The organism is Pseudomonas sp., from assembly GCF_049590575.1.
Lineage (GTDB): Bacteria > Pseudomonadota > Gammaproteobacteria > Pseudomonadales > Pseudomonadaceae > Aquipseudomonas.
Map to the genome: position 1 here is coordinate 40,222 of NZ_JBAWDE010000068.1, position 25,046 is coordinate 65,267.

The window sequence follows — 25,046 nt, forward strand, 5'->3', positions numbered from 1 at the left end:
GGATGTAGCAATGAATGCCTTCGCCCCGCTCGACGTTGCGGTCATGCAGCCACCAGCAACCTTCCAGGGCTTTTCAATCAAGCCTTCGGCCCAGTCTCCACGCCTGCTTGAATTAACGTTTGCGCAATCGACGGTCAGTGCGTTTTTGAGCGCTGTGGCTCAACTGCCGGTGCAGGCGCTGGAGTACAAGTCTTTCCTGCGATTCCAATTTGGCCAGATCCTTGATGAGCTCTGCGGCGGTACCCTGCGCCCAATGCTGGTGAACACGGTGATGGACCGAGCAACCGGGGGACTGCTGATCGTCCCCCAAGGCCTGGATAACGTGTCCCAGGCCGACGACATGGTCAAATTTTCCACCGCCGTGGCGCATTTACTCGGGCGCTCTAACTTCGATGCCATGAGTGGTCAGTTCTATGCACGGTTCGTGGTGGAAAACGTCGACACCTCAGACAGCTATTTGCGTGCTCCGCACCGTGTGATGGAGTTGCACAACGACGGCACCTTCGTGAATCAGATCACCGACTACGTGCTGATGATGAAGATCGACGAACAGAATATGGAAGGCGGCAACTCGCTGATCCTGCACCTGGATGACTGGGCGGATCTGGACAGGTTCTACAAGCATCCCCTGGCGCGTCGTCCCCTGCGCTGGACGGCGCCGCCGAGCAAGAACGTCAAGGAGGATGTGTTCCATGCCATCTTCGACACCGATGAAGTCGGCCGGCCGACCATGCGTTATATCGACCAATTCGTGCAGCCTGAAAATTTCGAAGAGGGCACCTGGTTATACGCGCTCGGCGAGTCACTGGAAAACAGCGATGCCAAGCTGTCGGTGCCGGTCGCTGTGGGTTCATTCCTGCTGATCAACAACCTGTTCTGGCTGCACGGACGCGATCGCTTCACTGCGCACCCGGGCCTGCGTCGTGAGTTGATGCGGCAACGTGGTTACATCAGCTATCCCAAGCTGGCGCATCAGCACGGGCAAAGCGCCAACTGACACGGCGCGGGGGCGCAGACGCCCCCGTTTGCCCATGACGGATGTAAGAGAGGGAATACAGGTGTACGACTTTGTGATCATCGGTGGCGGCATTATCGGCATGTCTACCGCCATGCAGTTGGCGGGCGAATACCCGGATGCGCAGATTCTGCTGCTGGAAAAGGAATCGGGCGCGGCCCGTCATCAGACCGGGCATAACAGCGGTGTGATTCACGCCGGGGTTTACTACACCCCTGGCAGCCTCAAGGCGAAGTTCTGCCTGGAGGGCAACCGGGCGACCAAAGCGTTCTGTGATGAGCACGGCATTCGCTACGACACCTGCGGCAAGCTGCTGGTGGCCACCAATGACGTCGAGATGCAGCGAATGCAGGCGCTGTGGGACCGCACGGCGGCCAACGGGCTGGAGCGTGAATGGCTGACTGCAGATGCGCTGCGTGAAAGGGAGCCGAACATTATCGGCCTTGGCGGCATTTATGTGCCCTCAAGCGGTATTGTCAATTACGCCGAAGTCACCCGGCAAATGGCTAACGAGTTCACCCGCCAGGGCGGTGTTATCCGTTACAACAGCGAGGTCATCGCGCTCGATGAGCGCGAGAATGAGGTGGTGATCACGACCACTACCGGGGTTTATCAGGGTCGATTTCTGATTTCCTGTTCCGGGCTGATGGCTGATCGTGTGGTGCGGATGCTCGGCCTGGAGCCTGAGTTCCAGATTTGCCCGTTCCGGGGCGAGTACTACTTGCTACCCCATGAGCATAATCAAATCGTCAATCACTTGATTTACCCCATTCCCGATCCTGCCATGCCGTTTCTGGGCGTGCACCTGACCCGCATGATCGATGGCACGGTGACGGTCGGCCCCAATGCCGTACTGGCGCTGAAAAGGGAAGGCTACAAGAAAACCGATTTCTCACTGGTGGACATGTTCGAGATCTTCACATCTCCTGGGGTGTTAAAAGTGCTCAAGGCTAACTTCAAGCCTGGGTTGATCGAGATGAGAAACTCGATCTTCAAGCGCGGCTATCTCAAGCAGGTGCAAAAATATTGCCCTTCTATCAAGCAGGATGAGTTAAAACCCTATCCGGCAGGTGTCCGCGCCCAGGCCGTCTCCAACAGCGGCAAGTTGATCGACGACTTCCTTTTCGTGAACACAAGGCTCAGTGTGAACGTGTGTAACGCGCCGTCGCCGGCAGCTACATCGGCGATTCCTATCGGTGCGTATATCGTCAGCAAGGTCAAGGTGCAACGCGGCGCTTGAAGGCATTCAGCCGAGTGCCTGGCAAGTGTCCACCAACAGTCCGCGCAGCCATGTGTGAGCGGGGTCATGGTGAGTGCGCTCATGCCACGCCACAGTCTTGCCGAAACCTGGAATGTCCAACGGCGGTTCACGCATGAGCAGCCCATCGGCATGCAATGCCAAACGGCGGGGCACCACGGCGATCAGGTTGCTGGCACGCAAGATCTCCGGCAGCACCAGGAAGCTGGTCACCGAGACGGTCACGCGCCGTGACCTGCCGATGCGGGCGAGCGCGTGATCGGTCACCCCTTCAAAAGCGCCACCGGCGGGGGAGACCAGCGCATGATCCAGCGCACAAAAGCGCTCCAGGGTCAGCGCCTCATGCCGCGACTCAGGGTGATCGTCGCGCATCACGCATACATAACGCTCATCGAACAACGCTGCAGAATGCAGGCCTGGCGGGGTGCTTTCCGGTGTCACGAGGGCCAGGTCGATATCGCCACGGTCCAGTTGGCCAGGCAGTTGCTGAGGGTCGACGGGTTGCACGGCGATACGAATATTCGGCGCTTGCACACGCAGTGCGCTGAGGAAAGGCACCACCACGGCCCGTAACGCGTAGTCGGTGGACGCCAGTGAAAGCGTCATCGTTGCCGTGTGCGGTTCAAACGCATGGGGTTGCAGCATCTGCCCAATAGCACTGAGCATCTGCTTGATCGGCCCGGCCAATTGTTCAGCCCGAAGCGTCGGCACCATGCCGCGTTGCGCACGCACGAACAACGGGTCGTTAAAGCTTTCGCGCAAGCGTGTGAGCATGCCGCTGACGGCGGGCTGGGTCAGTGCCAATCGCGCGGCGGCACGGGTGACGCTGCGCTCATCCAACAAGGCATCGAGGGCCTTGAGCAGGTTGAGGTCGAGGTGCCTGATATCAGGATTCATGATGCTCTGCATAAAAGATGACGATTGGTTTTATTTCACGCTAGCACCGACCATGGCTCCAGTCCATTACCACTGAGTGCTGAGCATGAAAGAGATCATCTGGCCGCAAGGCTACCTGCCGGGCTTCACCGAGAATTTTGTCTCCAATGAAATCATCGTCGCCGGCCTCGCCGCCGCCGATATCTGGCCGTTGTTGAGCCACGCGTCGCAATGGCCGAGCTATTACGCCAACTCGGCGAATGTGCGCTTGCATGACGGCCCGGGTCCTGAGCTACAAGACGGGATGCGCTTCTACTTTGAGACCTTCGGATTCCCGGTCGAGGCGCAGTGCAATGAATTCGTCCCGCCGGCTGATGGCCAACCAGGGCGGATTGCCTGGCACGGTTGGGCGGGCGAGGGTGATACCCGCCTGGATGTACACCATGCGTGGCTGATAGAGGATCTGTCGCTGGGGCGCGTGCGCATCCTTACCCAGGAAACCCAGAAGGGTAAGCCGGCAGTAGAACTGGCCCTGGCTCGGCCAAACCCAATGATCAATGGCCATCAGGACTGGTTGGATGGATTGGTCAGGGCTGCACGTGAGGCGAGCCAATAAGCGCGGATTGCAATAACCACTGCCGGAGCTGCTCGACGGGTGTACGCAAGGGCGCGCTAGCACTGTGAACCAGGTAGTAGCCCTTGCTGACGGACAGGGTTGCTTCGAACACCTGCTCGAGTTGCCCGTGCTCCACGGCCTCTTCGACCAGCCAGGGGCTGGTCAGCACCACCCCCTGACCACGCCGCGCCGCATCGATGGCGAGTTCAGGCTGGTCGAAACGCAGGCCGGTTGCCATTTTTGAATCGGCCATGCCGAGCTGTGCGAGCCACGCGGGCCAATGCGCATGCGACGTAGTGTAGAGCGGCGTCGTGCGCGTGAGGTCGGCGAGCGAGCGTAATTGCAGGCGCTCGCGATACAGCGGGCTGCAATACACCCGGACCTCATCCGCCAGCAACAACTCGGCCACCAACCCTCGAACCTGCCCATCGCAATGGCGTACGGCAAGGTCAAATCCATCGTGGCTGACGTCAACCAGATCGGTGCTCGCACTCAGGTGCAGTTTGAGTTGAGTGTGCTGGCGAGTGAGTGTCGGCATACGCCGAGCGAACCATGAGTTGGCAAAGGCGGGAGGCAGGCTGAGACGCACTTCCTGGGCGTGTCGATGACGCAGCGCAAGGCTGGCGTTCTCCAACGTCTGAAGTGCAGGTTGGACCTGTTGCCAGTAGGCCAACGCTTCCTGAGTAGGAGTCAGCTTGCGCACGGTGCGAGTGAACAACGACACGCCCAGCCAACACTCAAGCTTACGGATCTGCTGCGTCACGGCTCCCGGCGTAACAAACATCTGCTCGGCGGCCAGGACGGCACTGCCGGTGCGCATTACTGCGTCGAAGCAGGCGAGGGACTTGAGGGGGATATCAGGTTTCATGGCGCAGTTTTTCTCTTTCATGAGGCTATAAACGATGATTTGTCATACCCCAGGTCAGGCATAAGAATCAAAGGCGTCATTGGCCTTGAGGAAATGCAGATGAATGTCCTGATTGTATATGCCCATCCGGAACCTCGGTCTTTCAATGGTGCACTGAAAGACCTGGCAAGTGAAAGCCTGACAGCCCAGGGGCATAAGGTTCAAGTGAGTGATTTGTACGCGCTGGAATGGAAGGCGCCCCTGGATGGCGCGGATATCACCACGCCGCGTGTAAACGCAGAGTTTTTGAACCTCCCTGCGGAACAGGAGAACATGTTCTCCCAAGGCCGACCGACCTTTGATGTGGAACAGGAGCAGGCCAAGGTGCTTTGGTGTGATCTGTTGATTTTCCAGTTTCCGATCTGGTGGTTCTCAATGCCAGCCGTGCTGAAAGGCTGGGTTGACCGCACCATGACCCGTGGCTTTGCATACGCGGCCGGTGAGAAATACGACAACGGCAAGTTCAAAGGCCGCAAAGCCATGGTCTGCGTCACCACCGGCACCGCCGAAAGCCTGTATCAGCCGGATGGGATCGACGGCTGTATGACCCACCTTCTCTGGCCGATCCACAACGGGATATTCCGCTACCTGGGGTTTGACGTGCTGCCACCCTACGTTGCCTGGATGCCGGGCAATGTGTCTGAACAACAGCGCAAAGCTTACCTGGTCGGGTACGAGCAGGTGTTGCGCTCGATCGATAGAGCCAAACCGCTGTTTTTCCATCCGCACGAAGATTATGACGAGGATCAGCGTCTCAAGCCCGGGGTATTGGCCCGGTCGGGTTTTCAGTGGAACCCACGGGCGGGGCAAGGCCACGACCAGGCCGCTGACGACTTCACCTGATCGACGCTGACTGACCTACGAACAATTGGATATTTAAACAGCTACGCAACCTCCGACGACTTGCACCAAAAAATTTCATAGGGGGTCAGAAGATAGTAGGCGATAAGCTGATGTGGTCGGATAGCGCTCGACGGCGGCTTGGGAGCGGTAGCGTATAACTTTTCCGAGAAGGGGCTGTGGGACCACAAGTTGGGGGCATCCTTTTTCAAACTAATCCAAAGCATGCCCTCAGATGTGGCCCCAATGTAGCAATCCACTGGAAGTGGATGGATCTCCAGGTGTGCCCGCAATCGCATGCAGCGCCGCGAGGATCAGCGCTTGATTCAGCTGGAAACCGACGGAACGCCATAAACGAAAAAACCCGCCAAGTGGCGGGTTTTAAAGGGTTCCATGGACTTTACTGGCTGTCAGTGGAACAAGAGTTGGTGCCCGAACCCGGAATCGAACCGGGACGCCCTTACAGGCGGGGGATTTTAAGTCCCATGCGTCTACCAGTTTCGCCATTCGGGCGGTAGCGCGGTGTTGCAGGGTTGGGAATATATAGTTCCAGGCGCTCCGGCGCAAGGTCGACAGCCAGGTTTCTTGCGTGTGGGATGCGATGAAAAAGCTCGGTAGATCAGTGATCTACAGAGGCTTTAATGTCAAGTCAGGCGATTCCGAGAGTGCGCAACAACAGTCATAAATGACACCAAAACGCAAAAGCCCCGGCATTGTCGGGGCTTTTGCGTGTGTGCCTTAAACGAAAGGCTGGCCAATAAAGCCGCGTGGCAGGCGTTGCAAGCCGGGCAGGTCGGTCAGGCGTTGTGTCCAGGCACTGCGCCAGTCAACGGCGGTGTGGGTCTTGGCTTTGCGATTGGCGCGGCGGGCGGCGTTGCGCTGGGTGCGGCGCGCTTCCTTGTAGGCTTCGGTATTGCGGCAGGTACGGCATTTGACGCGGTTCAGTTCGGTGCTGGACGTCAGGTTGCTGCCGTGATGGCCGCAGGCTAGGTGCCCGGCGACCTTGAAGTGAATGACCATGTAAGCGTCTCCTTCTTATGGGGTACGCGCATCGGTAGACTCACGATGTGCGCGGGGAGGGCGGGCGGTGAAAAATCCCGGCACCTGAAGGTACGACCCCACGCAGGGTGTGACGTTCGTTTATGACCTTCAAACGAATGGGTAAAGCGCCTGGCGCTAGTCAATAAGCGCCAGCAGGTCGGTGTCACCCACGTCCACACCCGCCTGTGTCAGCAAGGTCGTCACCTGGCCTCGATGGTGTGTCTGGTGATTGAAAAAATGCACAAGCAGGCTGAAAAACGGCTTGTCCGCTGCCATGCCACGCATGTTGTGATACTGCAGGCGGTGGTCAAGCTCGCTGTCGTTCAGGCGGTGGGCCCACTCGACAATCAGTTGATCCAGCCATTCACGCCGGGCCGCGAGTGCGGGCAGGTCGGCGAAGGCCAGTTGCTTGAGGTCGACGGGGGTGGCGATGGCACTCAATGGCGCCAGCGCCGAATAGCCGGCGGGGTGCAGCGCAAAGCGTTTGAGCCAGACCGTATCGCCCAGTGCCAGGTGGTTCAGCGTGCCGAGAATCGAGCCGAAAAACGCCTGCCGGTCCACGGCCAATTCGGCATGGCTGAGCTGACTGGCCGCGTCGTAGACCTTGCGGTTCATCCACTGATTGTAGGTCGCCATCAGCGCGATCTGTTCGATACGGTTCACAGGCTTATCTCTTCTGGGTGAGTGGACCATCATAAGGCGTGTCGACCCGCCGTTGCAGCTATACCTTGAGCAGCCGGCCAAGGTGTAGCTGCAACGGCGTGCCGGTTGGCGCTGTACCAGGCGTCGACGTTGCATGCTCCCGGCGCATTGATCGCACCGTCATCGACGACGTAGGCGCCACCGGCGGCGTGGGCGTTGGAGATCACGGCAACCAGCAGCACCAGGCCCAGGGTTACGCCGATAAATATCAAATTGCGCAGCAACGCGCGCCGTTGTGCCGGTGGCAACAACAGCAAGGTTTTGTGCGGGCCGCGAGCATGGCGCGCGCGGTATTTGGCGAACCCGTCCATTGGATGAGGGCTGTTTTTTTTGTGCATGATGCACCTCGCGTGAATTCAGCTTTCTACGGTCAGCACCGAAATGCCACTGGCTTTGGCCTGGCAGACCAACTCGGACGTGTCGTCACCACCCGGCAGGGCGATGACCACATCGGGGCGGCTGTCGGTCAGCATGAAATAGTTGCGCTGGCGTTCCGCCTGCTTGCCGTGGCGTTGCCAGTTGGGCGGGTAGCGCACCACGTCGATGCCGATTTCCCGCGCCCATTCCTCGATGTCGCTGCCGAGGAACTGGTTGCCGCCGTGAATCAATACCTGCACCGGGCGCAGGCGGTGGTAAGCGTCCAGCACGTGGCGGGACTTTTTGGTGTCGGCGTAATGACGACCTGCACAGATCAAGACGCGCATGGTGAGAATCCTTGTATTGCGCGGTGGCGGCCGGGCGACCGCCACCGTTTAAACGGCGGGGATCAGTACCACTGCTTGAAGCGGCGGATGTAGATTGTTTTCATCAGTTGGGCCACGCAGCAGTAGGCGAGCAAGGTGCCGACCAGCCACGGGAAGTACGCCAGCGGCAGCGGTTGCAGGCCGACCAGGGGGCCCAGCGGCGAGAACGGCACGTAGATCCCCAGCCCGATGACAATCGCCGTCATCATCAACACTGGCCACGCGGCGGTGCTCTGCAAGAACGGCACCTTGCGGGTGCGCAGCATGTGCACCACCAGGGTTTGCGAGAGCAGCCCTTCGATAAACCAGCCGGACTGGAACAGGGTCTGCATCTCCACACTGTTGGCCGAGAACACGTACCACATCAGCGCAAAGGTGGTGATGTCGAAAATCGACGAGGTCGGCCCGATCCAGATCATGAAGCGGCCGATGTTTTTCGCATCCCACTTGCGTGGCTTGGCCAGGTATTCCTTGTCCATCTTGTCCCACGGCAGGGCCAGCTGGGAGATGTCGTACATCAGGTTTTGCAGCAGCAAGTGGATGGCGAGCATCGGCATGAACGGAATGAACGCGCTGGCCACCAGCACCGAGAACACGTTGCCGAAGTTGGAGCTGGCGGTCATGTTCAGGTATTTCATGATATTGCCGAAGGTTTCGCGGCCTTTGAGCACGCCTTCTTCGAGCACCATCAGGCTCTTTTCCAGCAGGATGATGTCGGCCGATTCCTTGGCAATGTCGGTGCCGCTGTCCACCGAAATGCCCACGTCGGCGTCACGCAGGGCCGGCGCGTCATTGATCCCGTCGCCGAGGAAACCGACGGTGTGGCCGTTGGCTTGCAGCGCCTTGAGCACGCGAGACTTCTGCAGTGGCGTGAGCTTGGCGAACACCGTGCGTTCTTCCACGCGACGCTGCAGGGTGGCGTCGTCCATCGCTGCGATTTCCACCCCCAGCAGCGGCTGGCCGGGCTCGAGGCCGACCTGGCGGCAGATTTTGCTGGTGACCACGGCGTTGTCGCCGGTCAGCACCTTCACCGCCACGCCGATCTGTTGCAGGGCGGCAATCGCCGGGCCGGCGGTTTCCTTGGGCGGATCGAGGAAGGTCAGGAAGCCCTGGATCACCAGGTTGCGCTCATCCGCCGTGGTGTATTGCTTGCGGGCCAAGGCCTGCGGGATGTTGCGCGTAGCCACCACCAGGACGCGAAAGCCGTCTTCGTTGTAGTCATTGGCCAGCGCCAGCAACTCATCGCGGCGGCGCTGATCCAGCGGCACGGCCACCCCGGCTTCCACCACATGGGTGGAAATGCTCAGCATCTCTTCCACTGCGCCTTTGCACACCAGCAGATGATCGTCGGCGGCGTCCTTGACCACAATCGACAGGCGACGGCGCACAAAGTCGAAGGGCAATTCATCGACTTTGCTGTAGGCAAACGGTACCTGGAACGTTGGATTCTGCTCCGAGAACTGCACCACGGCCTGGTCCATCAGGTTCTTCATGCCGCTCTGGTGGAAGCTGTTGAGCCAGGCCAGGGACAGCACCGCATCGTCGCGCTGGCCGAAGGCATTGACGTGATGCTCGAGGATGATCTTGTCCTGGGTCAGGGTGCCGGTCTTGTCGGTGCACAGCACGTCCATCGAACCGAAGTTCTGGATTGCATTCAGGCGCTTGACCACCACCTTGCGCTTGGCCATGGCGGTGGCGCCCTTGGCCAGGTTGGCGCTGACAATCATCGGCAGCATTTCCGGGGTCAGGCCGACGGCGACCGCCAGGGCAAACAGGAACGCGTCGCCCCAGTCGCCTTTGGAGAAGCCATTGAGCAGGAACACGATCGGCACCATCACCAGCATGAAGCGGATCAGCAGCCAGCTGACGCTGTTCACCCCACGGTCAAAGGCGGTCTGCACCCGTGAACCGACAATCGCCTTGGCCAGCGAGCCAAAGTAGGTGCGTGGCCCGGTGGCGACCACCACGGCTTTGGCCCGGCCGCTGACCACGTTGGTGCCCATGAAGCAGATGTTCGGCAGGTCCAGCAGGTTGTCGCGGTCGGCCGCCAGAGCGTTGGCGGACTTTTGCTGCACATCGCCCAAGGTGTCGTATTTCTCCACCGGCAGGGCTTCGCCGGTGAGCACGGCCTGGCTGATAAACAGGTCGCGCGATTCGATCAGGCGGATGTCGGCGGGGATCATGTCGCCCGCCGACAGCTGCACGATATCGCCGGCCACCAGCTCGCGCATCGGCACTTCGCGCAGGCCTGGCGGGCTGCCCACTTGCTCGCGGCGCAGCACGGTGGCAGTGGTGCGCACCATGGCTTTCAAGGCTTCGGCGGATTTCGCCGAGCGGTGTTCCTGCCAGAACCGCAGCAGGCTGCTGAGCAGCACCATGGTCATGATAATGATGACTTTGGTCAGGTCGACTTCTTCGCCGGCCTGCAACGGCAACCAATAGTCGGTGACAAAGCTGATAGCGGCCAGGGTCAGCAGCACGTAGATGAACGGGTTGTTCAGGGCTTGCAGGAACTGCACGATGGCGTGCGGCGGCTTGTCATGCGCGACTTCGTTGTGGCCTTCGCGTTGCAGGCGGGCGGCGGCGTCCAGTTCGGTCAGGCCATCCTGGGTGGCGCGCACGTTGGCCAGGGTCGCCGCCAGGCCGTTGTGGGCTTCGCGGGCGGCACGCATCGACAGCTTGGTATCGGCGTCGGTAGCGGTTTTTTTGTGCAGCGGCGTGTTTTTTACAGCGCTCATTGTGTGTACTCCTGTCGCCAATTCTCGACAAAACATACCCGTTACTTACCTGGCTACAGGCGAGCGAAAGCATGCCGAGTCGCGGACTTCGCGATCGGTTTAAATAAGGGTTTGCATAACTTCTACAACGCGCGTTAGTTAACTAACGCGCAGCCGATTACAACTGGAATTGTTCATCAGGAACACCAGGGTATTTATCAGGAAGTTGTTGTTTCCAGCAGGCTTAAGCAGCGCGAGTGCTCAGAGATAGGCCGAGCATCGGGCCAGCTTGCGCCAGGCTGGAAACGCTCGGCCTCTGTGGGTCTTGCGGGTCGGCGTGATCCCAGTGCTGCTGCAGTTGGCCAGTGGCTGGGCAGATACGCCAGTGCGCCAGCGGCGGGGCCGGGCGCACTTGAGGGGAGGGTGTGGCATACGGCGAACGGGTAGGCGAAAAGCCCACGGGCTCGCGGCACAGCTTGGCGCGCAGGGCCGTGGCCAGCGTGCGCAGATCAGGTAAAACAAGGAGTTGGAAGGTCATAACACACCTCGGGACCGGACACGTATCCGGTGAGGCCGTTACGGTGGAGCATCAAGCTCTAGCGCAGCGTACCGGACCGGCGAGTCCTGTCATATTCTGGGTTTGGCGCCCGATGCCCGCTGAAGCGGTGCTCGGACAGCGACTAGATACTGTGTCCATTGGCTTCTTTTGTGAGGTTTAAAAAAGGCCCTAGTTGCGGGCACGGGCAATCTACTCAGCCGGTTACAAAATGTCAACGCTGGATCAGTTAAATAACTCGTTGTTCAGAGTTTGTTCAGACAAGAGGCACTTTGAAGCAGTGAGTTATATAACTTCATATGCCCTGCGCGGCCAGAATGGCCAGGTAAATCAATACCACGCCGCAAGTGCCATAACTGATGCGTTGCCACAACGGCGATGCGTTCTTGCGCAGCAGGTTGACCAGTGCGGCCGTGAGAAAACAGGACAGCACCGACGCGAGCATAAAGCCGGCAAAAAACATCAGGGTCTGCGCGTGGCTGGGGGTGGCGCCGACGATCCCGGCCAACGCGCTGCCCAGCGCGCCCCAGTACACAATGTTCTTCGGGTTGGCCAGGGAAATGGCCGCGCCCACCGCCAGCGCATTTTTCCCGGAGCTGGGCGGTGCATCGCCGGTCTCTGGCAAATGCCAGGCATCGAGCAGGCTGCGCACGCCGAGCCAGGCCAGATACACCGCGCACACGATCGTGAGCGGCACACGCACGGCGTCATGCTGGATCAGCAGGGCGATGCCGGTCAGGCCGATTACCGCCCACACGGCGTCGCCCACCAGTGAGCCGACCTGAACCAGCAGCGCCGGGGTAAACCCGTGGAGCAGGCCACGGCGCAAGGTCTCTGCCAGCACGGCGCCGGGAGACAGGCAAAACACAAAACCGAATACCAGCGCGTAAAAGAAGATCGTCAGCATGCCCGTGTTCCTTCAAATGATCGTGGGCAGTCTGGGCCGGCGCGGGCGGATTGTCTTGAACCAGATTGCGCTGTTCAGCGTTTCAGCACGCTTTGATAGCGCCCCGGTGTGATGCCATAGGCCGCGCGAAAGTGTCGGTTGAGGTGGCTCTGGTCGGCAAAGCCCAGGTCATGCGCAACCTCACTCGCTGCCACGCCATTGCGCAACAGGCCCTTGGCGCGACAGGTGCGCAATTGCATGGCCCATTGCCTGGGGCTCAGCCCGGTTTCTTGCTGGAAGGTGCGCAGCACGTGGAATTTGGACAACCCCAGCTCATCGCCCAAGTGCTCAAGCGGCAGCGACTGATGCAGGTGCGCGGCGAGCAATTCCTGCGCGCGACCGACCAGGCTTTTGCCGGTGCCCGTACTGCAGGGCAAGCGTACGCCGCTGAGGCTGACCACTTCACCGAGCAGCAGGACCAAGGCGTCTTCATTCAATTCGCGCACCCGGGCATCTGCGCTTAACGCGCCTTTCACCGTCGCCGCCAGGCGCTGGGCGAGATCCGGCTGAAAGCACAGTGAACGGTCGAACTCTACCTGCGCCAGCCCCAGGTCGGCGGCCAATTGCTCGGCCGTGACGTACAGGCTGACAAACTGCCACGGCGCCCCATCCGCCGCGCCGCCGCCTTGAATCTGACCGGGGTTATACAAGGTGATGGAGCCAGGCCCTGCCTCGAATTCACGGCGGTCGAGCCAGACCTTTTCCTCGCCCAACAGGTTTACGCCGATCACGCATTCGTCATGGCTATGGCGGGCGAAGGTCAGGCCGGTGCAGGTGGTGCGGCTGATTTCGTAGTTGCCCAGCCAGGCGTGTTGCATGGCGCTCATCGAGTCGTCCCGCGACAGAGGAAAGCGCCGAGCATAACTAAATACTCAGGCGCAGGGCGAGGGCGGCAAGGGTGATCAACAGTACGGGCAAGGTCAGCACGATCCCGACCTTGAAGTAATAGCCCCAGGTGATGGTGATGCCTTTGCGCGCCAGGATGTGCAGCCAGAGCAGGGTAGCCAGGCTGCCGATGGGGGTGATTTTCGGACCGAGGTCACTGCCGATCACGTTGGCATAGATCATCGCGTCCTTGACCACGCCCACGGCATGGCTGGACTCGATGGACAGCGCGCCGATCAACACGGTCGGCAAATTGTTCATCACCGACGACAGCAAGGCCGTCAGCACCCCGGTGCCCATGGCCGCGCCCCACACGCCGTAATGCGCAAAGGTATCCAGCCAGGTCGCCAGGTAGGTGGTGAGGCCGGCGTTGCGCAAGCCGTAGACCACCAGGTACATGCCAAGGGAAAAGACCACGATCTGCCACGGCGCTTCTTTCAGCACTTTGCGCGTGGAGATCTGGTGGCCCTTGGCGGCGATCACCAGCAGCAACACCGCGCAGGCTGCGGAGATGGCGCTGATCGGAATGCCCAGCGGCTCCAGGGCAAAGCAGCCGACCAGCAGGATGCCCAGCACCCACCAGCCGGCGCGAAAGGTGGCGCGGTCGTGGATCGCCGTGGCCGGGTCATCCAGGTCAGCCGGGTCGTAGGTTTGCGGGATGTCACGGCGGAAGAACCACAGCAGCACGGCCAGCGTCGCCGCGACACTGACGAAGTTCACCGGCACCATCACCGCGGCGTATTCGTTGAAACCGATCTTGAAGTAATCCGCCGAGACGATGTTCACCAGGTTCGACACTACCAGCGGCAGGCTCGCGGTGTCGGCGATAAACCCCGCGCCCATCACGAATGCCAGGGTTGCGGCCGGCGAAAAACGCAGGGCCAGCAGCATCGACATCACGATCGGTGTGAGGATCAGCGCCGCGCCGTCATTGGCGAACAGCGCCGAGACCAGTGCGCCGAGCAGCACCATATAGGCAAACAGCCGCCGGCCGCGGCCGCGCCCCCAGCGTGCGACATGCAGCGCGGTCCAGGCGAAAAAACCGGCCTCATCGAGCAACAGGCTGATGATGATCAGCGCGACAAACGTGCCGGTGGCATTCCAGATGATGTGCCACACCACCGGGATGTCGGCCAGGCTGATCACGCCACAGGCCAGGGCCAGGATTGCGCCCATCGTGGCACTCCAGCCTACGCCCAGGCCCTTGGGCTGCCAGATGACCAGGACGATGGTGAAGATGAAAATCGCAATTGCGACAAGCATGAATAAACGCTCCGAGGGTTCAGCAGCAGGTGCTGGTCCGTTGTGGTCTGTCGCCCATTGCATCCAGACGCTGCGCAACCGTGGCGGGTTGCCGTGCATGGCATGGATCAGTTCGTACACGCAAAGTTCGCGCTTGCCCACTGCAATAGTGTTTTTTCCGATTTGTAGGGTAAATCCTGAATTCGACTGACATGGATCAAATCCGCGCAAATCAGCCACAACTGCCTGAAATTAAACTGAAACACGAATGTCCTAAGGTGCCTGCCATTGCTGATGAAGGAAGACCCCCGCGTGACCCGTGCCACTCGTAACCTGCGCAAGACCCTGGATTCCGTTGCGGAAAATAATGAAACCGCAGCGTTTGACCTGATGCGCGCCGTCGAAAAACTCGGCGATGAAGTGCTGCGCCAGCGCCTGCTCAATACCATTCACCGGCTCAACCAGGACGCCCACGAATTGCGCGAAGCGCGCGATTCGGTGGAGCAGGTCTCGGTAAGGCTGGCCTGAGCAAGATCGTTCAAGACAAGCCCCTGGATACGCTGGCATGCTTGTCGACTGTCTGTCGATGAGCCGTCTCCATGCCTACCGCCTTACCTCATTACGCCTTCGCTCGCGGCGCGATCGCCGTCATTCCCCTGTCCCTGGCCTGTGCGCCATGGGGCTTGCTGGCCGGCTCGATGGCCATCGATGCGCAATTTACCCCGCTGCAAGCCCAGGGCTTGTCGGCCATCGTGTTTGCCGGCGCGGCGCAGTTGGTCGCCATCGGCATGGTCAAAAGCGGCGCCAGCCTGATCTCCATCGTGCTGACCACCTTGCTGCTGACCTCCCAGCATCTGCTGTACGGCATGCATTTGCGCCCGATAGTTTCACCACTCAAAGCCCGCTGGCGCCTGAGCCTGGGGTTTCTGCTGACCGATGAATTCTTTGCGCTGGTCAGCCATTACGACCGTGAAACCTTCAATCGCTGGTATGCGTTGGGCGTCGGCCTGACGTTCTACATCGCCTGGAACCTGTTCACGCTGGCCGGCATCGTGCTGGGTAAAAGCATTCCCGGCCTTGACCAACTGGGCCTGGAGTTCTCGATTGCGGCGACCTTTATTGCGCTGATCACCCCGGTTGTGCGCGACGTGCCGACAGTGGTCTGCGTGGCGGTGTCGCTGCTGTTTTCGGTGTGGTTGAGCTTTCTGCATTGGGAATCGGCGGTGGTGGTGTCCGGCGTGTTGGGCATGAGTGCAGGGTTTGTGTGCAAGCGACTGGGAGTCGGGCAGCGATGATTTACCTGATGATTGTGGCCATGGGCCTGGTGGTGTTCCTTAACCGTTACTTGTTTATTGAGCCGCGTTTGCCGGTGCGGCTGAACCGTGGGGCGCGGGAATTCCTCGGCTTTGCGGTGCCGGGCATGCTCACGGCGATTTGCGGGCCGATCATTTTTCTGGCTGACCACCAGTTGAACCTGAGCCTCGCCAACCCGTACCTGCTGGCGAGCATCTGCGCCGTGGCGCTGATGTACTGGACGCGCAGTGTGCTGGTCACTGTGCTGCTGAGCATGGCGTTGTTTTATCTGTTTCGCTGGCTGTTATAAAAACCCGGCGAAAAAAAGCCCGCGGGAGGGCGGGCAGAAGGGAGACTTCTAAAAATGAGCCTGTCGACTATAGGCGGCGTGGTCTCCCTTCACAGTGAAACTAAATTCATGCGCTGCACCCCGCCAGTTCACAGTGGCCCACGCACTTCCTGCAAATGGTAAAGTCGCGTTTTTTCCAAGGAGGCGATGGCATGCGGAAGGTCGTAATGGGCGCAATGGTACTGGCAGCACTGGCTGCATTGGCCGGTTGCGCAGGTTCGAAGATGAAAGAGGCGCGTGCAGGCAGCCCCTACAAAAGCATGGCCTCGGATAAAGCCACACTGGTCGTTGCCGAGTGCATCCAGTTCGGCTGGCAGGACGAAAGTGTGTTCGGCGTGGACGCCGGCGGCTTCAAGGAACCGACCGCAGCGGGTGGTTTTACCGTCTACACCACGGGTGGCGATTATTTTGTCGACGTGATCAGCGCCGGCGCCGGCTCCACCGTGAATTACTACGCGGCCGAAGACACGATGCCCGCCAAGCGCCGTTTGGCTGCGCTCGCGACCTGCCTGTAATCCTTTGCCTTAGTGCTTTTAGGAAATCCCCGGCGGACAGCCGCCGGGCATTCGCTTATGATTCACACCGCTCGCCCGACATGATGGCTCTTTACCAGTACACGGACGTCGAGGCCTAAACGTCGGGCGAGCCTCCTTTTTGCACCTTATCGCGGCATAAAACCCAAGTGCCAGCGGCGCGGAATCTTCAGTGACACCAGCCCCAGCAACCCCGCCAACCCCCCGCTGACCAGCAGCGCCTTCAGGCCCATCTGCTGCTCCAGCAGTGCACCCATCACCGCGCCGACGAACATCCCCGCCCACGGAATCAATTGCACCCGCCAGCCGTTGCGGCGCTCGCCGAGCATCCAGCGCCCCAGCCCGCGACCAAACCGCGACAGCGCGCCGGTGACATACGTCAGGCCCACCGGCAAACCGTTGACCTCTTCCACGGCAGCATTAAGCATGCCCATCGCAATGATGGCCGCGAGCAAGGCCGGCAGCGTTTCGGTAACGGGCAACAAGGCCCCGCCGCACAGCAACGCCGCAATACACAGCAACAAGGGCAGGGCATGGCGCCGGCTGACACGGCTGACCATCACGCCCAGGGCGTTGCCCGCCACAAAAGTGGCGACCAGCAACAGCAAGCGCCCCGTCAGCCCAAGATCGCCGGCACTGATCGCCACCGCCAGGCGTGTGGTGTTGCCGCTCATGAATGATACAAAGTCGCCGCTGGCCATGAAGCCGATGGCATCGGTCATGCCCGCCAGCACCGACAGGCTGGCCACCAGCATCATGCCGACGCGGCCACGCCAGCGCTGTCGATGGGCGAGTGCGGGATTGACGTAGGGTTTGCGGGGCGTTGGCAGCATGGGGCCGGCTTCCTCGGTGAGATTATCCGGCCACTACCGTAGGACGCTTTGCCCAGGCGCGCAATGACCTCAGACACACGCCAGGCGCCAACCCTCTCTGTGCCAGCGCAGATGATGGGTTGGCTGAATAGCTTGCACAAAGGCCGGGTCATGCGAGACCACTAGCATTGCCCCGCTAAAGCCTTGCAGCGCCTGTTCAAAGGCCAGCACCGATTCGAGGTCCAGGTGGTTGGTCGGCTCGTCGAGCAACAGCAGCTGCGCGGGTATTTCACGCCACAGCGCAATCGCCATCGCCGCTTTCAAGCGCTCGCCGCCACTGAGCTGTCCGGCCGGTTGAGTGACCCGCGTGGCATCCAGTTGCAGCAGCGCCAGCCGCGTACGCAGCTCGGCTTCGGCCAGGGGGGTGTCGAGCAGGTCGAGCTGATCAATGATCGAGCGTCGGTCATCCAGCAGTGCCAGGTGCTGGTCGATATACGCGCTGGGCACCGGCACCGAACATTCGCCACTGACCGGCGACCAAAGGCCTGCAAGCACCTTGAGCAACGTCGATTTCCCGCAGCCGTTCGGCCCCTGCACGGCCACACGCACCGGCCCGGTCAGGTGCAGCGTGAGCGGCGGAGGGGCCAGCCAGGGAAGCTGAACATTTACCAACGCGAGGACTTGGCGACCGTTGGGTATCGCCGACTCCGGCAAGGTCAACAGGGTTGCTGTCTCATCCTGCACGCGCTGGTAGGCGTGGCGGACCTGAGCGTCCAGTGCATGTTTTTGGGCGTGATGAGCACTGCGCACATGGCTGGCGATTTCACCCGCGGCGCCTTTCCAGCGGGCTTTGGTGAAGCGGTCGACGTTGGCGGTTTCGGCGTGTTTGCGCGAGCGCGCAGCATTGCGTTGCAGGGCGTCGTGGTCTTTGTGCAGGCGCCGATGTTCGCGGCTGCGCGCCAGGCGCGCGTGTTCCAGTGCCGCGACGGCGGCGTGCTGTTCGGTGTCGCGCTGCAGGCGATAGGCATCGTAATTGCCGCCATACACCCGTATGCCCAGGGGCGACAGCTCAACGATGCGCTCCAGGCTGTTGAGCAGTTGCCGATCATGGCTGACCACCACCAGGCCGCCGCGCCACGCCTTGAGTTGTCGCAATAGCCATTGGCGCCCGGCACTGTCGAGGTGATTGGTGGGTTCGTCGAGCACCAGCAACGGTGGGGCTGCCAGCAGTGCACCGATCACGGCTACCCGGGCCAGTTGGCCGCCGCTGAGTTGATCGGCCGGCGCGTCAAAGGCGAGCGGTGCCAGGCCCGCAGCATCCAGCGCAGCGCGTAATCGGTCGGCAAGGTCCCAGCGGTCGTCGATCAACTCAAGATCATCGATCAGCGCCGTACCCGCCGCCATCCGCGCCAGAGCAGCCAGGGCCTGCGCAGTGGCCGTGATGTCGGCGACGGTTTGCCCGGTCGCAACCTTTACGGTCTGGGGCACGTAAGCCACGCTGGCCGTGCGATTGACGGTACCGCTGGAGGGTGACAGCAACCCGGCGAGCAATTGCGCAAGGATACTTTTGCCTCGGCCATTGCGCCCCACAATGCCGGTGGGGGTGTGATCGATAGACAGGGTCAGGTCTTCCAGCAAGGTCTCGCCGTTGGCGAACTGGAAGCATAGGTGTTGCAGGGAAACCAGGACGGGCAGCCGGTTGACGTCAGTCATCAGCACCTCCAAAAAAATGTCGGACAGGCCAACAAGCGCGCCAGGCGGCTCGTTGCAGATACATTTTGGAAGGCTTAGTTGTTCACGTCGGCGCTCATCCCGTGAGTCAGAAGGGAGGCAAAGCCTAACCCGCCTTGGCTTTTTTCGGCAAGTCTTCGGCCAGTTGTTCGAGGAACATCGCCAGCGCCACCTCTTCTGCTTTCAGCCCTTTACGCAGGCGCGGCTTGGGCAATTTGGACAGTTCGCCGAGGCTGAAATGCTCGAGCACGGCCGGGTGGATATAGCACTTACGGCACACCGCCGGCGTGTTGCCCAACTGCTTGGCGACGTCCTTGACCATCGCGACCACGTGCCTTTTGGCATCGGATTCCGGCTGCCATTGCAATTCACGCAGCACCGCCAGCGCCATCGCGGTGCCGGCCCAGGTGCGGTAATCCTTGGCGGTGAAGTCGGCACCGGTGAGGTCATGCAGGTAGGCGTTCACGTCATGGGAACTGACGGTGTGGCGCTCGCCGTCTTCATCCAGGTACTGGAACAGGTTCTGCCCCGGCAGTTCCAGGCAGCGCTTGACCACCGTGGCCAGGCGCCGATCCTTGACACTGATCTGATGTTCCACGCCGCTCTTGCCGCGAAACTGGAATTGGATCTCGCTGCCTTTGACATCGACATGGCGGGTGCGCAGGGTGGTCAGCCCGTAGGATTTATTGTCGCGCGCATACTGGGTATTACCGACGCGAATCAGCGTGGCGTCGAGCAGCATCACCACCGTGGCGAGGACTTTTTCGCGGGTAAAGCCGGGCTCGGCGATCTGCGCTTCCAGCTGCTTGCGCAACTTGGGCAGGGCGTTGCCGAATTCCTGCAGCCGCGCGTATTTGTCGCTGTCGCGTACCTCGCGCCAGCGCGCGTGATAGCGGTATTGCTTGCGCCCACGCGCGTCGCGGCCGGTGGCCTGTAGGTGACCGCGCGGGTCGGCGCAGATCCACACGTCGGTGTAGGCCGGCGGCACTGCGAGGGTGTTCAGGCGCTTGATCTCGTCGGCATCCTTGATGCGTTCACCCTTGGCATCGAAGTATTGAAACGTGCCGCGCAGTGTTTTGCGGCGGATGCCGGGTTGGGTGTCGTCAACGTAATGCAGGTCACGGGGCAGGTCGGCGGGGGACGCAGAATCGGGCATGGCGCAGGTTCCTTGGCAACAAATCAGGCCGGTATAGCTGATTGACCGCAGCCGTTTGCGGTCGTGCCAAAAGGTTTTCAGGCCAATACCGCGACCGCTTTGATCTGCGCCCACAGGGTCTGGCCGGGGTGCAGTTGCAGCTGGTCGCGGGAAAACCGCGTGATGCGCGCCAGCAGCGGCGTGCCATCGGCGTCCAGGCGTACCAGCACATGCGCGCTGTTGTCCGCCGCTATTTCCTGGGTGACCGTCACCGGCAGGCGGTTGAGGATGCTGCTGTGTTCCTCGGCTTGCAGGCTGAGGCTCACGTCCCGTGCCTGCACCTTGACCCGCAATGTTTTGCCGACAGCCAGCGGCGCATGGGCCACGCGCAAGTGCTGGGCGCTGTCGGGCAACTGCAACGTCAGCAACTGGTAGTGAGCATCGTAGGCGCTGACGCTGCCGTTGATCACCACCCCGGCGTCGTCCCCCAGCGCCAGGGGCAGGTCGAGCCGCGCCAGGGTTTCGCCGATGGGGCCACTCGCCAGCGCCTTGCCGTCGCTGAGCAGCACGATATGGTCGGCCAACCGCGCCACTTCATCCTGGGCATGGCTGACATACAGCACCGGAATATCCAGTTCGTCGTGCAGGCGTTCCAGGTACGGCAGGATTTCCCCTTTGCGCTTGCTGTCGAGGGCGGCCAAGGGTTCGTCCATCAACAGCAGGCGGGGGCTGGTGAGCAGCGCGCGGGCGATGCCGATACGCTGGCGCTCGCCGCCGGACAAGTGCTGCGGATGCCGCTCGAGCAGGTGGCCGATCCCGAGCAGCTCGGTGGCCTGGGCCAGTTCGACGCGCCGATGCTGGCGCGCGATACGCTTGAGGCCGAACGCCAGGTTCGCGCGCACCGACAGGTGTGGAAACAGGCTGGCCTCCTGAAACACATACCCCAACGCGCGCTTGTGCGGTGGCACGAACACGCGGTTACGGCTGTCTTGCCAGACCTCATCGTTGATGCGGATAAAAGCGTCGTCGGCGCGCTCCAACCCGGCGATGCAACGCAGGCAGGTGGTCTTGCCGGAGCCGGAGTGCCCGTACAGCGCCGTCACGCCGCGCCCTGGCAGGTGCAGGTCTACGTCCAGGGCAAACCCGGAATAGTTGAGGTTCAAGCGCACATCAATCATCGACATCAGCTCCAGCCCATCTTGGTTTTACGGCTGGAGTAGAGCGCCAGCAACACGAGGAATGCGAACACCACCATCGAGCCCGCCAGCCAATGGGCCTGGGCGTATTCCATGGCTTCGACGTGGTCGTAGATCTGCACCGAGACCACGCGAGTCTTGTCGGGGATATTGCCGCCGATCATCAGCACCACGCCGAATTCGCCGACGGTGTGCGCAAAGCCGAGGATGGACGCAGTGATAAACCCCGGGCGCGCCAGGGGCAGTATCACTGTGAAGAAGGTGTCCCACGGGTTGGCGCGCAAGGTCGCGGCCACTTCCAGCGGGCGAGTACCGATCGCGGAGAAAGCGTTTTGCAACGGCTGCACCACAAACGGCATGGAATAGATCACCGAACCAATCACCAGCCCGGCGAAGCTGAAGGTCAGGGTGCCCAGGCCCAGCCATTGGGTGAACTGGCCAAAGTAGCCATTGGGCCCCATGGTCAACAGCAGGTAAAAGCCGATAACCGTGGGTGGCAACACCAGCGGCAAGGCGACAACTGCCCCGATCGGGCCGCGCCACCAGGAGCGGGTGCGCGACAGCCACAGGGCAATCGGAGTGCCGATGACCAACAGGATCACGGTGGTCAGCGACGCCAGCTTGATGGTCAACCAGATCGCGGAAAAATCGGCACTCGATAGCGGCATTTAGAGCTCGTAACCGTAGGACTTGATAACGGCAGCAGCTTTTGGCCCTTTCAGGTACTCAACCAGTGCCTTGGCAGCGGCGCTGTCTTTGCCCTTGTTGAGGATCACCGCGTCCTGTTTGATCGGATCGTGCATGGAAGACGGGACAATCCACGCCGAACCACTGGTGACTTTGCCGTCTTTATAGATCTGCGACAAGGCGACAAAGCCCAGTTCGGCGTTGCCGGTGGACACGAACTGATAGGCCTGGGTGATGTTCTGGCCTTCGACGAGCTTGTCCTTGACCTGCTCGGTCAGGCCTTCTTTGGCCAGCACCTGAGTCGCGGCCAGACCGTAAGGCGCGGCTTTCGGGTTGGCGATGGACAGGTGCTTGAATTGATTTTTCTTCAGCACGTCGCCCTTGGCATCGACATAACCTTCTTTGGCCGACCACAGCGCCAGGGTGCCCACCGCGTAGGTGAAGCGCGAGCCTTTGACGGTGTCGCCTTCGGTTTCGAGTTTTTGCGGGGTGGTGTCATCGGCGCTCAGGAACACTTCGAACGGCGCGCCGTTTTTGATCTGGGTGTAGAACTGCCCGGTAGCGCCATAGGCCGCGACCAGCTTGTGGCCGGTGTCTTTTTCGAAATCGGCGGCAATAGCCTGGATCGGCGCGGTGAAGTTGGCGGCTACGGCGACCTGGACTTCATCGGCATGCGCCGAACCGAAAGCGAGGGCGGCGACCAGGACGGCCTGGCGTGGGGCGTGAATCTTCATGAAGCAGCTCCTTGAGCAGTGTACGGCTTGTTATAGGGAGAAGGCTTAACCGCTATGTACGGGAATATATAGCGGTTGGCCATTGCCGGTACAGTGCAAAGTTGCTGCTAATTGAGCTTCGCCAGGGCCTGCTCGGCCAGTTCGCGGGTCAGCGCATAGGTGCTGATCTCTTTGCCCAGGCGTAACGCCTGGCCCGACCACAGGTTGCTGAAGCCTGCTTCATCCTTGGCCCTGAGTGGCATCAACGCGCCGCCCGCGATGGGAAACGCCGGCGCGGCCGGGTTGATCGCGCCCAACTCCCGCATCACTCGGTTGACGATGCCCCGCGCCGGTCGGCCGGTAAACAGGTTGGTCAGGGCCGTTTCGCTGGCCTGGGCGGTGCGCAGAGCATGGTGGTGGGAAGTGTTCACGTTGGCTTCAGGCGTGAACAGGTAAGCGGTGCCGACCTGCACCGCCGAGGCGCCCAGGGCCAACGCCGCGACGATCCCGCGCGCATCGCCAACACCACCCGCCGCAATCACCGGCACGCTGACGGCGTCGACGATTTGCGGCAGCAGGGCGAACAGGCCGATCTGGGTATTCAGGTCGTCGCTCAGAAACAAACCACGATGCCCGCCCGCCTCAATGCCCATGGCGATGATTGCATCGCAGCCGTGTTGTTCCAGCCATATGGCTTCTTCAACCGTGGTAGCGGAGGACAGCACCCTGGCGCCGGTGGCTTTTACCCGCTCCAACAGGGACGTTTCCGGCAAGCCGAAGTGAAAACTGACGACTTCAGGGCGGAATGCTTCGACTACCTGGCATGCGGCTTCGTCGAATGGCGCGCGGTTGGAAAGCGGTGTCGGCGCATCGAAATCGGCGCCCAACTCGCGGTAGTAAGGTTGCAGCAGCGCTTTCCAGCGCTGATCGCGGGCTGCGTCAGGCGCGGGCGGCAGATGGCAGAAAAAATTCACATTGATCGGCTGCGCGCTGGCGTGGCGAATAATGGTCAACGCTTCGCGCAGTTGCTCGATGGTCAGCGCGGCCGCCGGCATCGAACCCAGTGCCCCCGCGTTATTGGCGGCGATGACCATGGCGGTGGTGGTGGCGCCGGCCATCGGCGCCTGGATGATGGGCACTTGAATGCCCAGCAGGTCGAGAATGCGGGTGTCTGGCCAGGTGCTCATGGGGGGGCGTCTCCAGCGTTAGTCGGGCGTTTCGCTGTTTTAGCAGGGCCATCGGCACCCGGCCAGTCTGTTTTATTCACTGGACGGGGAGCAGGTTTCGTGATGCTCCGTCAGTCAATGGCGTGCCCCAGCACTGCGTGGATGCGCTCGGCAATATGTGCAGCGTGGGTTTCCAGGGCGAAGTGGCCGGTGTCCAGTAGTTCCACCACGGCGTTGGGGTTGTCGGCCTTATAGGCGTGGGCGCCTGGCGGAATGAAGAACGGATCGTTCTGACCCCAGATCACCAGCGCCGGCACTTGGGTGGCCTTGAAGAATGCCTGGAACGCCGGGTACAACGTGAGGTTGTTGCGGTAGTCGAGGAACAGGTCCAACTGGATCTCGTCGTTGCCGGGACGCTGCATCAGCAATACGTCGAGCATGTAGGACTCCGGTGCAACCAGTTCCGGCTGGCTCACGCCGTGCAGGTACTGGTAGCGGGTGCCTTCCAGGCTGATCACCGCGCTGCGGATCACTTCGCGGTTGGCCTGGGTCGGCTCGGCCCAATACCGGCGAATCGGTGCCCAGGCATCGCCCAGGCCTTCGAGGTAGGCATTGCCATTTTGCGAGACCAGCGCGCTGACCCGTTCCGGATGCGCCACCGCCAGGCGCAGGCCGACCGGCGCGCCGTAATCGAAGACGTATAGGGCGTAGCGGCTCAACTCAAGCGCATCGACAAAGTGCCCGACCGTGAGCGCGAGGTTGTCGAAGGTGTAGACGTAATCGCGCTCGGCCGGCACGTCGGTGAAGCCAAAACCAGGCAAGTCCGGGGCGATCACCCGAAAGCGCGTGGCGAGCAAGGGGATCAAGTCGCGGTACATATGCGATGAACTGGGAAAGCCGTGCAACAGCAGCATAACCGGGGCGGTTGGGTCGCCGGCTTCGCGGTAGAACAGGCTGACGCCATCGACAGCGACGTGGTGGTAGCGCACAACGGGTGCTTGAGTGGTCATGGTGATCGGGCCTTTAGTAACTGGTTAAGTTGAATATACGGGTTACGCAGCTAAAAGCTGCACCGAAAAAAGCAACC

26 protein-coding genes, 1 tRNA gene and 1 pseudogene are annotated in these 25,046 nt (G+C 61.1%); 8 read left to right on the forward strand and 20 right to left on the reverse strand.

Annotated elements, in window-relative coordinates:
* The first annotated feature begins 10 nt into the window (after window positions 1–10).
* Together glaH and lhgO are read left to right on the forward strand one after the other, a co-directional pair.
* Complete coding sequence (gene glaH / locus WBR57_RS04940) at window positions 11–997, forward strand: glutarate dioxygenase GlaH (protein ID WP_424082669.1); 987 nt, start codon at window positions 11–13, stop codon at window positions 995–997.
* A 61-nt stretch (window positions 998–1,058) separates the two neighbouring features.
* A complete protein-coding gene (gene lhgO / locus WBR57_RS04945) occupies window positions 1,059–2,255 on the forward strand; it encodes an L-2-hydroxyglutarate oxidase (protein ID WP_424082671.1) in 1,197 nt (398 codons plus the stop codon).
* A gap of 6 nt (window positions 2,256–2,261) precedes the next feature.
* Here the strand turns inward: lhgO and WBR57_RS04950 are convergent, their stop codons facing one another.
* Entirely contained in the window at window positions 2,262–3,170 is a 909-nt protein-coding gene (locus tag WBR57_RS04950) for a LysR family transcriptional regulator (RefSeq protein WP_424082672.1), read from the reverse strand.
* A gap of 85 nt (window positions 3,171–3,255) precedes the next feature.
* Between WBR57_RS04950 and WBR57_RS04955 the strand changes: the two genes are divergently transcribed.
* The gene (locus WBR57_RS04955; RefSeq protein WP_424082674.1) at window positions 3,256–3,765 is read left to right on the forward strand and encodes an SRPBCC domain-containing protein; all 510 of its coding nucleotides are present in this window, start codon (window positions 3,256–3,258) and stop codon (window positions 3,763–3,765) included.
* Here the strand turns inward: WBR57_RS04955 and WBR57_RS04960 are convergent.
* Window positions 3,737–4,633: a LysR substrate-binding domain-containing protein gene (locus WBR57_RS04960; RefSeq protein WP_424082676.1), complete on the reverse strand. Its 897-nt coding sequence runs from the start codon at window positions 4,631–4,633 to the stop codon at window positions 3,737–3,739. The genes WBR57_RS04955 and WBR57_RS04960 overlap by 29 nt on opposite strands.
* A 99-nt stretch (window positions 4,634–4,732) precedes the next feature.
* On the opposite strand from WBR57_RS04960, the gene WBR57_RS04965 reads away from it, so the two are divergent.
* Window positions 4,733–5,515 carry an NAD(P)H-dependent oxidoreductase gene (locus WBR57_RS04965; protein WP_424082678.1) on the forward strand — a complete coding sequence of 261 codons (783 nt, stop codon included), beginning with the start codon at window positions 4,733–4,735 and terminating at the stop codon, window positions 5,513–5,515.
* A gap of 423 nt (window positions 5,516–5,938) precedes the next feature.
* Here the strand turns inward: WBR57_RS04965 and WBR57_RS04970 are convergent.
* The 10 genes and pseudogenes from WBR57_RS04970 to WBR57_RS05015 all read right to left on the reverse strand — a co-directional run bounded on the left by WBR57_RS04970 (window position 5,939) and on the right by WBR57_RS05015 (window position 14,365).
* Window positions 5,939–6,025, reverse strand: a tRNA-Leu gene (locus tag WBR57_RS04970).
* Window positions 6,026–6,250: 225 nt separating this feature from the next.
* A complete protein-coding gene (locus WBR57_RS04975) occupies window positions 6,251–6,532 on the reverse strand; it encodes a hypothetical protein (RefSeq protein ID WP_424082680.1) in 282 nt (93 codons plus the stop codon).
* A gap of 156 nt (window positions 6,533–6,688) precedes the next feature.
* On the reverse strand, window positions 6,689–7,216 hold the full coding sequence (locus tag WBR57_RS04980; protein WP_424082681.1) for a DinB family protein: 528 nt from the start codon (window positions 7,214–7,216) through the stop codon (window positions 6,689–6,691).
* Window positions 7,217–7,311: 95 nt separating this feature from the next.
* A pseudogene (locus WBR57_RS04985) lies at window positions 7,312–7,593 on the reverse strand (hypothetical protein); the annotation flags it as partial.
* Between the two features lie 18 nt (window positions 7,594–7,611).
* Entirely contained in the window at window positions 7,612–7,959 is a 348-nt protein-coding gene (locus WBR57_RS04990; RefSeq protein ID WP_424082684.1) for an SLOG family protein, read from the reverse strand.
* Between the two features lie 62 nt (window positions 7,960–8,021).
* Window positions 8,022–10,736, reverse strand: a complete 2,715-nt coding sequence (gene mgtA, locus WBR57_RS04995) for a magnesium-translocating P-type ATPase (RefSeq protein WP_424082685.1) — start codon at window positions 10,734–10,736, stop codon at window positions 8,022–8,024.
* Window positions 10,737–10,959: 223 nt separating this feature from the next.
* On the reverse strand, window positions 10,960–11,253 hold the full coding sequence (locus tag WBR57_RS05000) for a hypothetical protein (protein WP_424082687.1): 294 nt from the start codon (window positions 11,251–11,253) through the stop codon (window positions 10,960–10,962).
* A gap of 313 nt (window positions 11,254–11,566) precedes the next feature.
* The gene (locus tag WBR57_RS05005) at window positions 11,567–12,178 is read right to left on the reverse strand and encodes a LysE family transporter (RefSeq protein ID WP_424082689.1); all 612 of its coding nucleotides are present in this window, start codon (window positions 12,176–12,178) and stop codon (window positions 11,567–11,569) included.
* 74 nt (window positions 12,179–12,252) lie between these two features.
* On the reverse strand, window positions 12,253–13,062 hold the full coding sequence (locus WBR57_RS05010; protein WP_424082773.1) for an AraC family transcriptional regulator: 810 nt from the start codon (window positions 13,060–13,062) through the stop codon (window positions 12,253–12,255).
* Window positions 13,063–13,081: 19 nt separating this feature from the next.
* Window positions 13,082–14,365 (reverse strand): arsenic transporter, encoded by a 1,284-nt coding sequence (locus tag WBR57_RS05015; RefSeq protein WP_424082691.1) that lies wholly within the window; start codon window positions 14,363–14,365, stop codon window positions 13,082–13,084.
* A gap of 291 nt (window positions 14,366–14,656) precedes the next feature.
* Between WBR57_RS05015 and WBR57_RS05020 the strand changes: the two genes are divergently transcribed.
* From WBR57_RS05020 to WBR57_RS05035, 4 genes are all read left to right on the forward strand, one after another.
* The gene (locus WBR57_RS05020; protein WP_025856028.1) at window positions 14,657–14,872 is read left to right on the forward strand and encodes a hypothetical protein; all 216 of its coding nucleotides are present in this window, start codon (window positions 14,657–14,659) and stop codon (window positions 14,870–14,872) included.
* A 71-nt stretch (window positions 14,873–14,943) separates the two neighbouring features.
* Window positions 14,944–15,639: an AzlC family ABC transporter permease gene (locus WBR57_RS05025; protein ID WP_424082694.1), complete on the forward strand. Its 696-nt coding sequence runs from the start codon at window positions 14,944–14,946 to the stop codon at window positions 15,637–15,639.
* Window positions 15,636–15,947: an AzlD domain-containing protein gene (locus WBR57_RS05030; protein WP_424082696.1), complete on the forward strand. Its 312-nt coding sequence runs from the start codon at window positions 15,636–15,638 to the stop codon at window positions 15,945–15,947. The genes WBR57_RS05025 and WBR57_RS05030 overlap by 4 nt, the downstream gene beginning before the upstream one ends.
* 191 nt (window positions 15,948–16,138) lie before the next feature.
* Complete coding sequence (locus WBR57_RS05035) at window positions 16,139–16,501, forward strand: hypothetical protein (RefSeq protein ID WP_424082698.1); 363 nt, start codon at window positions 16,139–16,141, stop codon at window positions 16,499–16,501.
* A gap of 146 nt (window positions 16,502–16,647) precedes the next feature.
* Here the strand turns inward: WBR57_RS05035 and WBR57_RS05040 are convergent, their stop codons facing one another.
* The 8 genes from WBR57_RS05040 to WBR57_RS05075 form a co-directional block, all read right to left on the reverse strand.
* Window positions 16,648–17,352, reverse strand: a complete 705-nt coding sequence (locus WBR57_RS05040) for a YoaK family protein (RefSeq protein WP_424082700.1) — start codon at window positions 17,350–17,352, stop codon at window positions 16,648–16,650.
* 69 nt (window positions 17,353–17,421) lie between these two features.
* Complete coding sequence (locus WBR57_RS05045) at window positions 17,422–19,044, reverse strand: ATP-binding cassette domain-containing protein (RefSeq protein ID WP_424082702.1); 1,623 nt, start codon at window positions 19,042–19,044, stop codon at window positions 17,422–17,424.
* A gap of 124 nt (window positions 19,045–19,168) precedes the next feature.
* A complete protein-coding gene (locus WBR57_RS05050) occupies window positions 19,169–20,218 on the reverse strand; it encodes a DNA topoisomerase IB (protein ID WP_424082704.1) in 1,050 nt (349 codons plus the stop codon).
* 77 nt (window positions 20,219–20,295) lie between these two features.
* A complete protein-coding gene (modC, locus tag WBR57_RS05055) occupies window positions 20,296–21,375 on the reverse strand; it encodes a molybdenum ABC transporter ATP-binding protein (protein WP_424082775.1) in 1,080 nt (359 codons plus the stop codon).
* A 5-nt stretch (window positions 21,376–21,380) separates the two neighbouring features.
* Window positions 21,381–22,061 carry a molybdate ABC transporter permease subunit gene (gene modB, locus WBR57_RS05060; protein WP_017734225.1) on the reverse strand — a complete coding sequence of 227 codons (681 nt, stop codon included), beginning with the start codon at window positions 22,059–22,061 and terminating at the stop codon, window positions 21,381–21,383.
* A complete protein-coding gene (gene modA / locus WBR57_RS05065; RefSeq protein ID WP_424082707.1) occupies window positions 22,062–22,814 on the reverse strand; it encodes a molybdate ABC transporter substrate-binding protein in 753 nt (250 codons plus the stop codon).
* A gap of 107 nt (window positions 22,815–22,921) precedes the next feature.
* The gene (locus WBR57_RS05070; protein WP_424082709.1) at window positions 22,922–23,980 is read right to left on the reverse strand and encodes an NAD(P)H-dependent flavin oxidoreductase; all 1,059 of its coding nucleotides are present in this window, start codon (window positions 23,978–23,980) and stop codon (window positions 22,922–22,924) included.
* 110 nt (window positions 23,981–24,090) lie between these two features.
* On the reverse strand, window positions 24,091–24,969 hold the full coding sequence (locus WBR57_RS05075; protein ID WP_424082711.1) for an alpha/beta fold hydrolase: 879 nt from the start codon (window positions 24,967–24,969) through the stop codon (window positions 24,091–24,093).
* Window positions 24,970–25,046 lie beyond the last annotated feature (77 nt).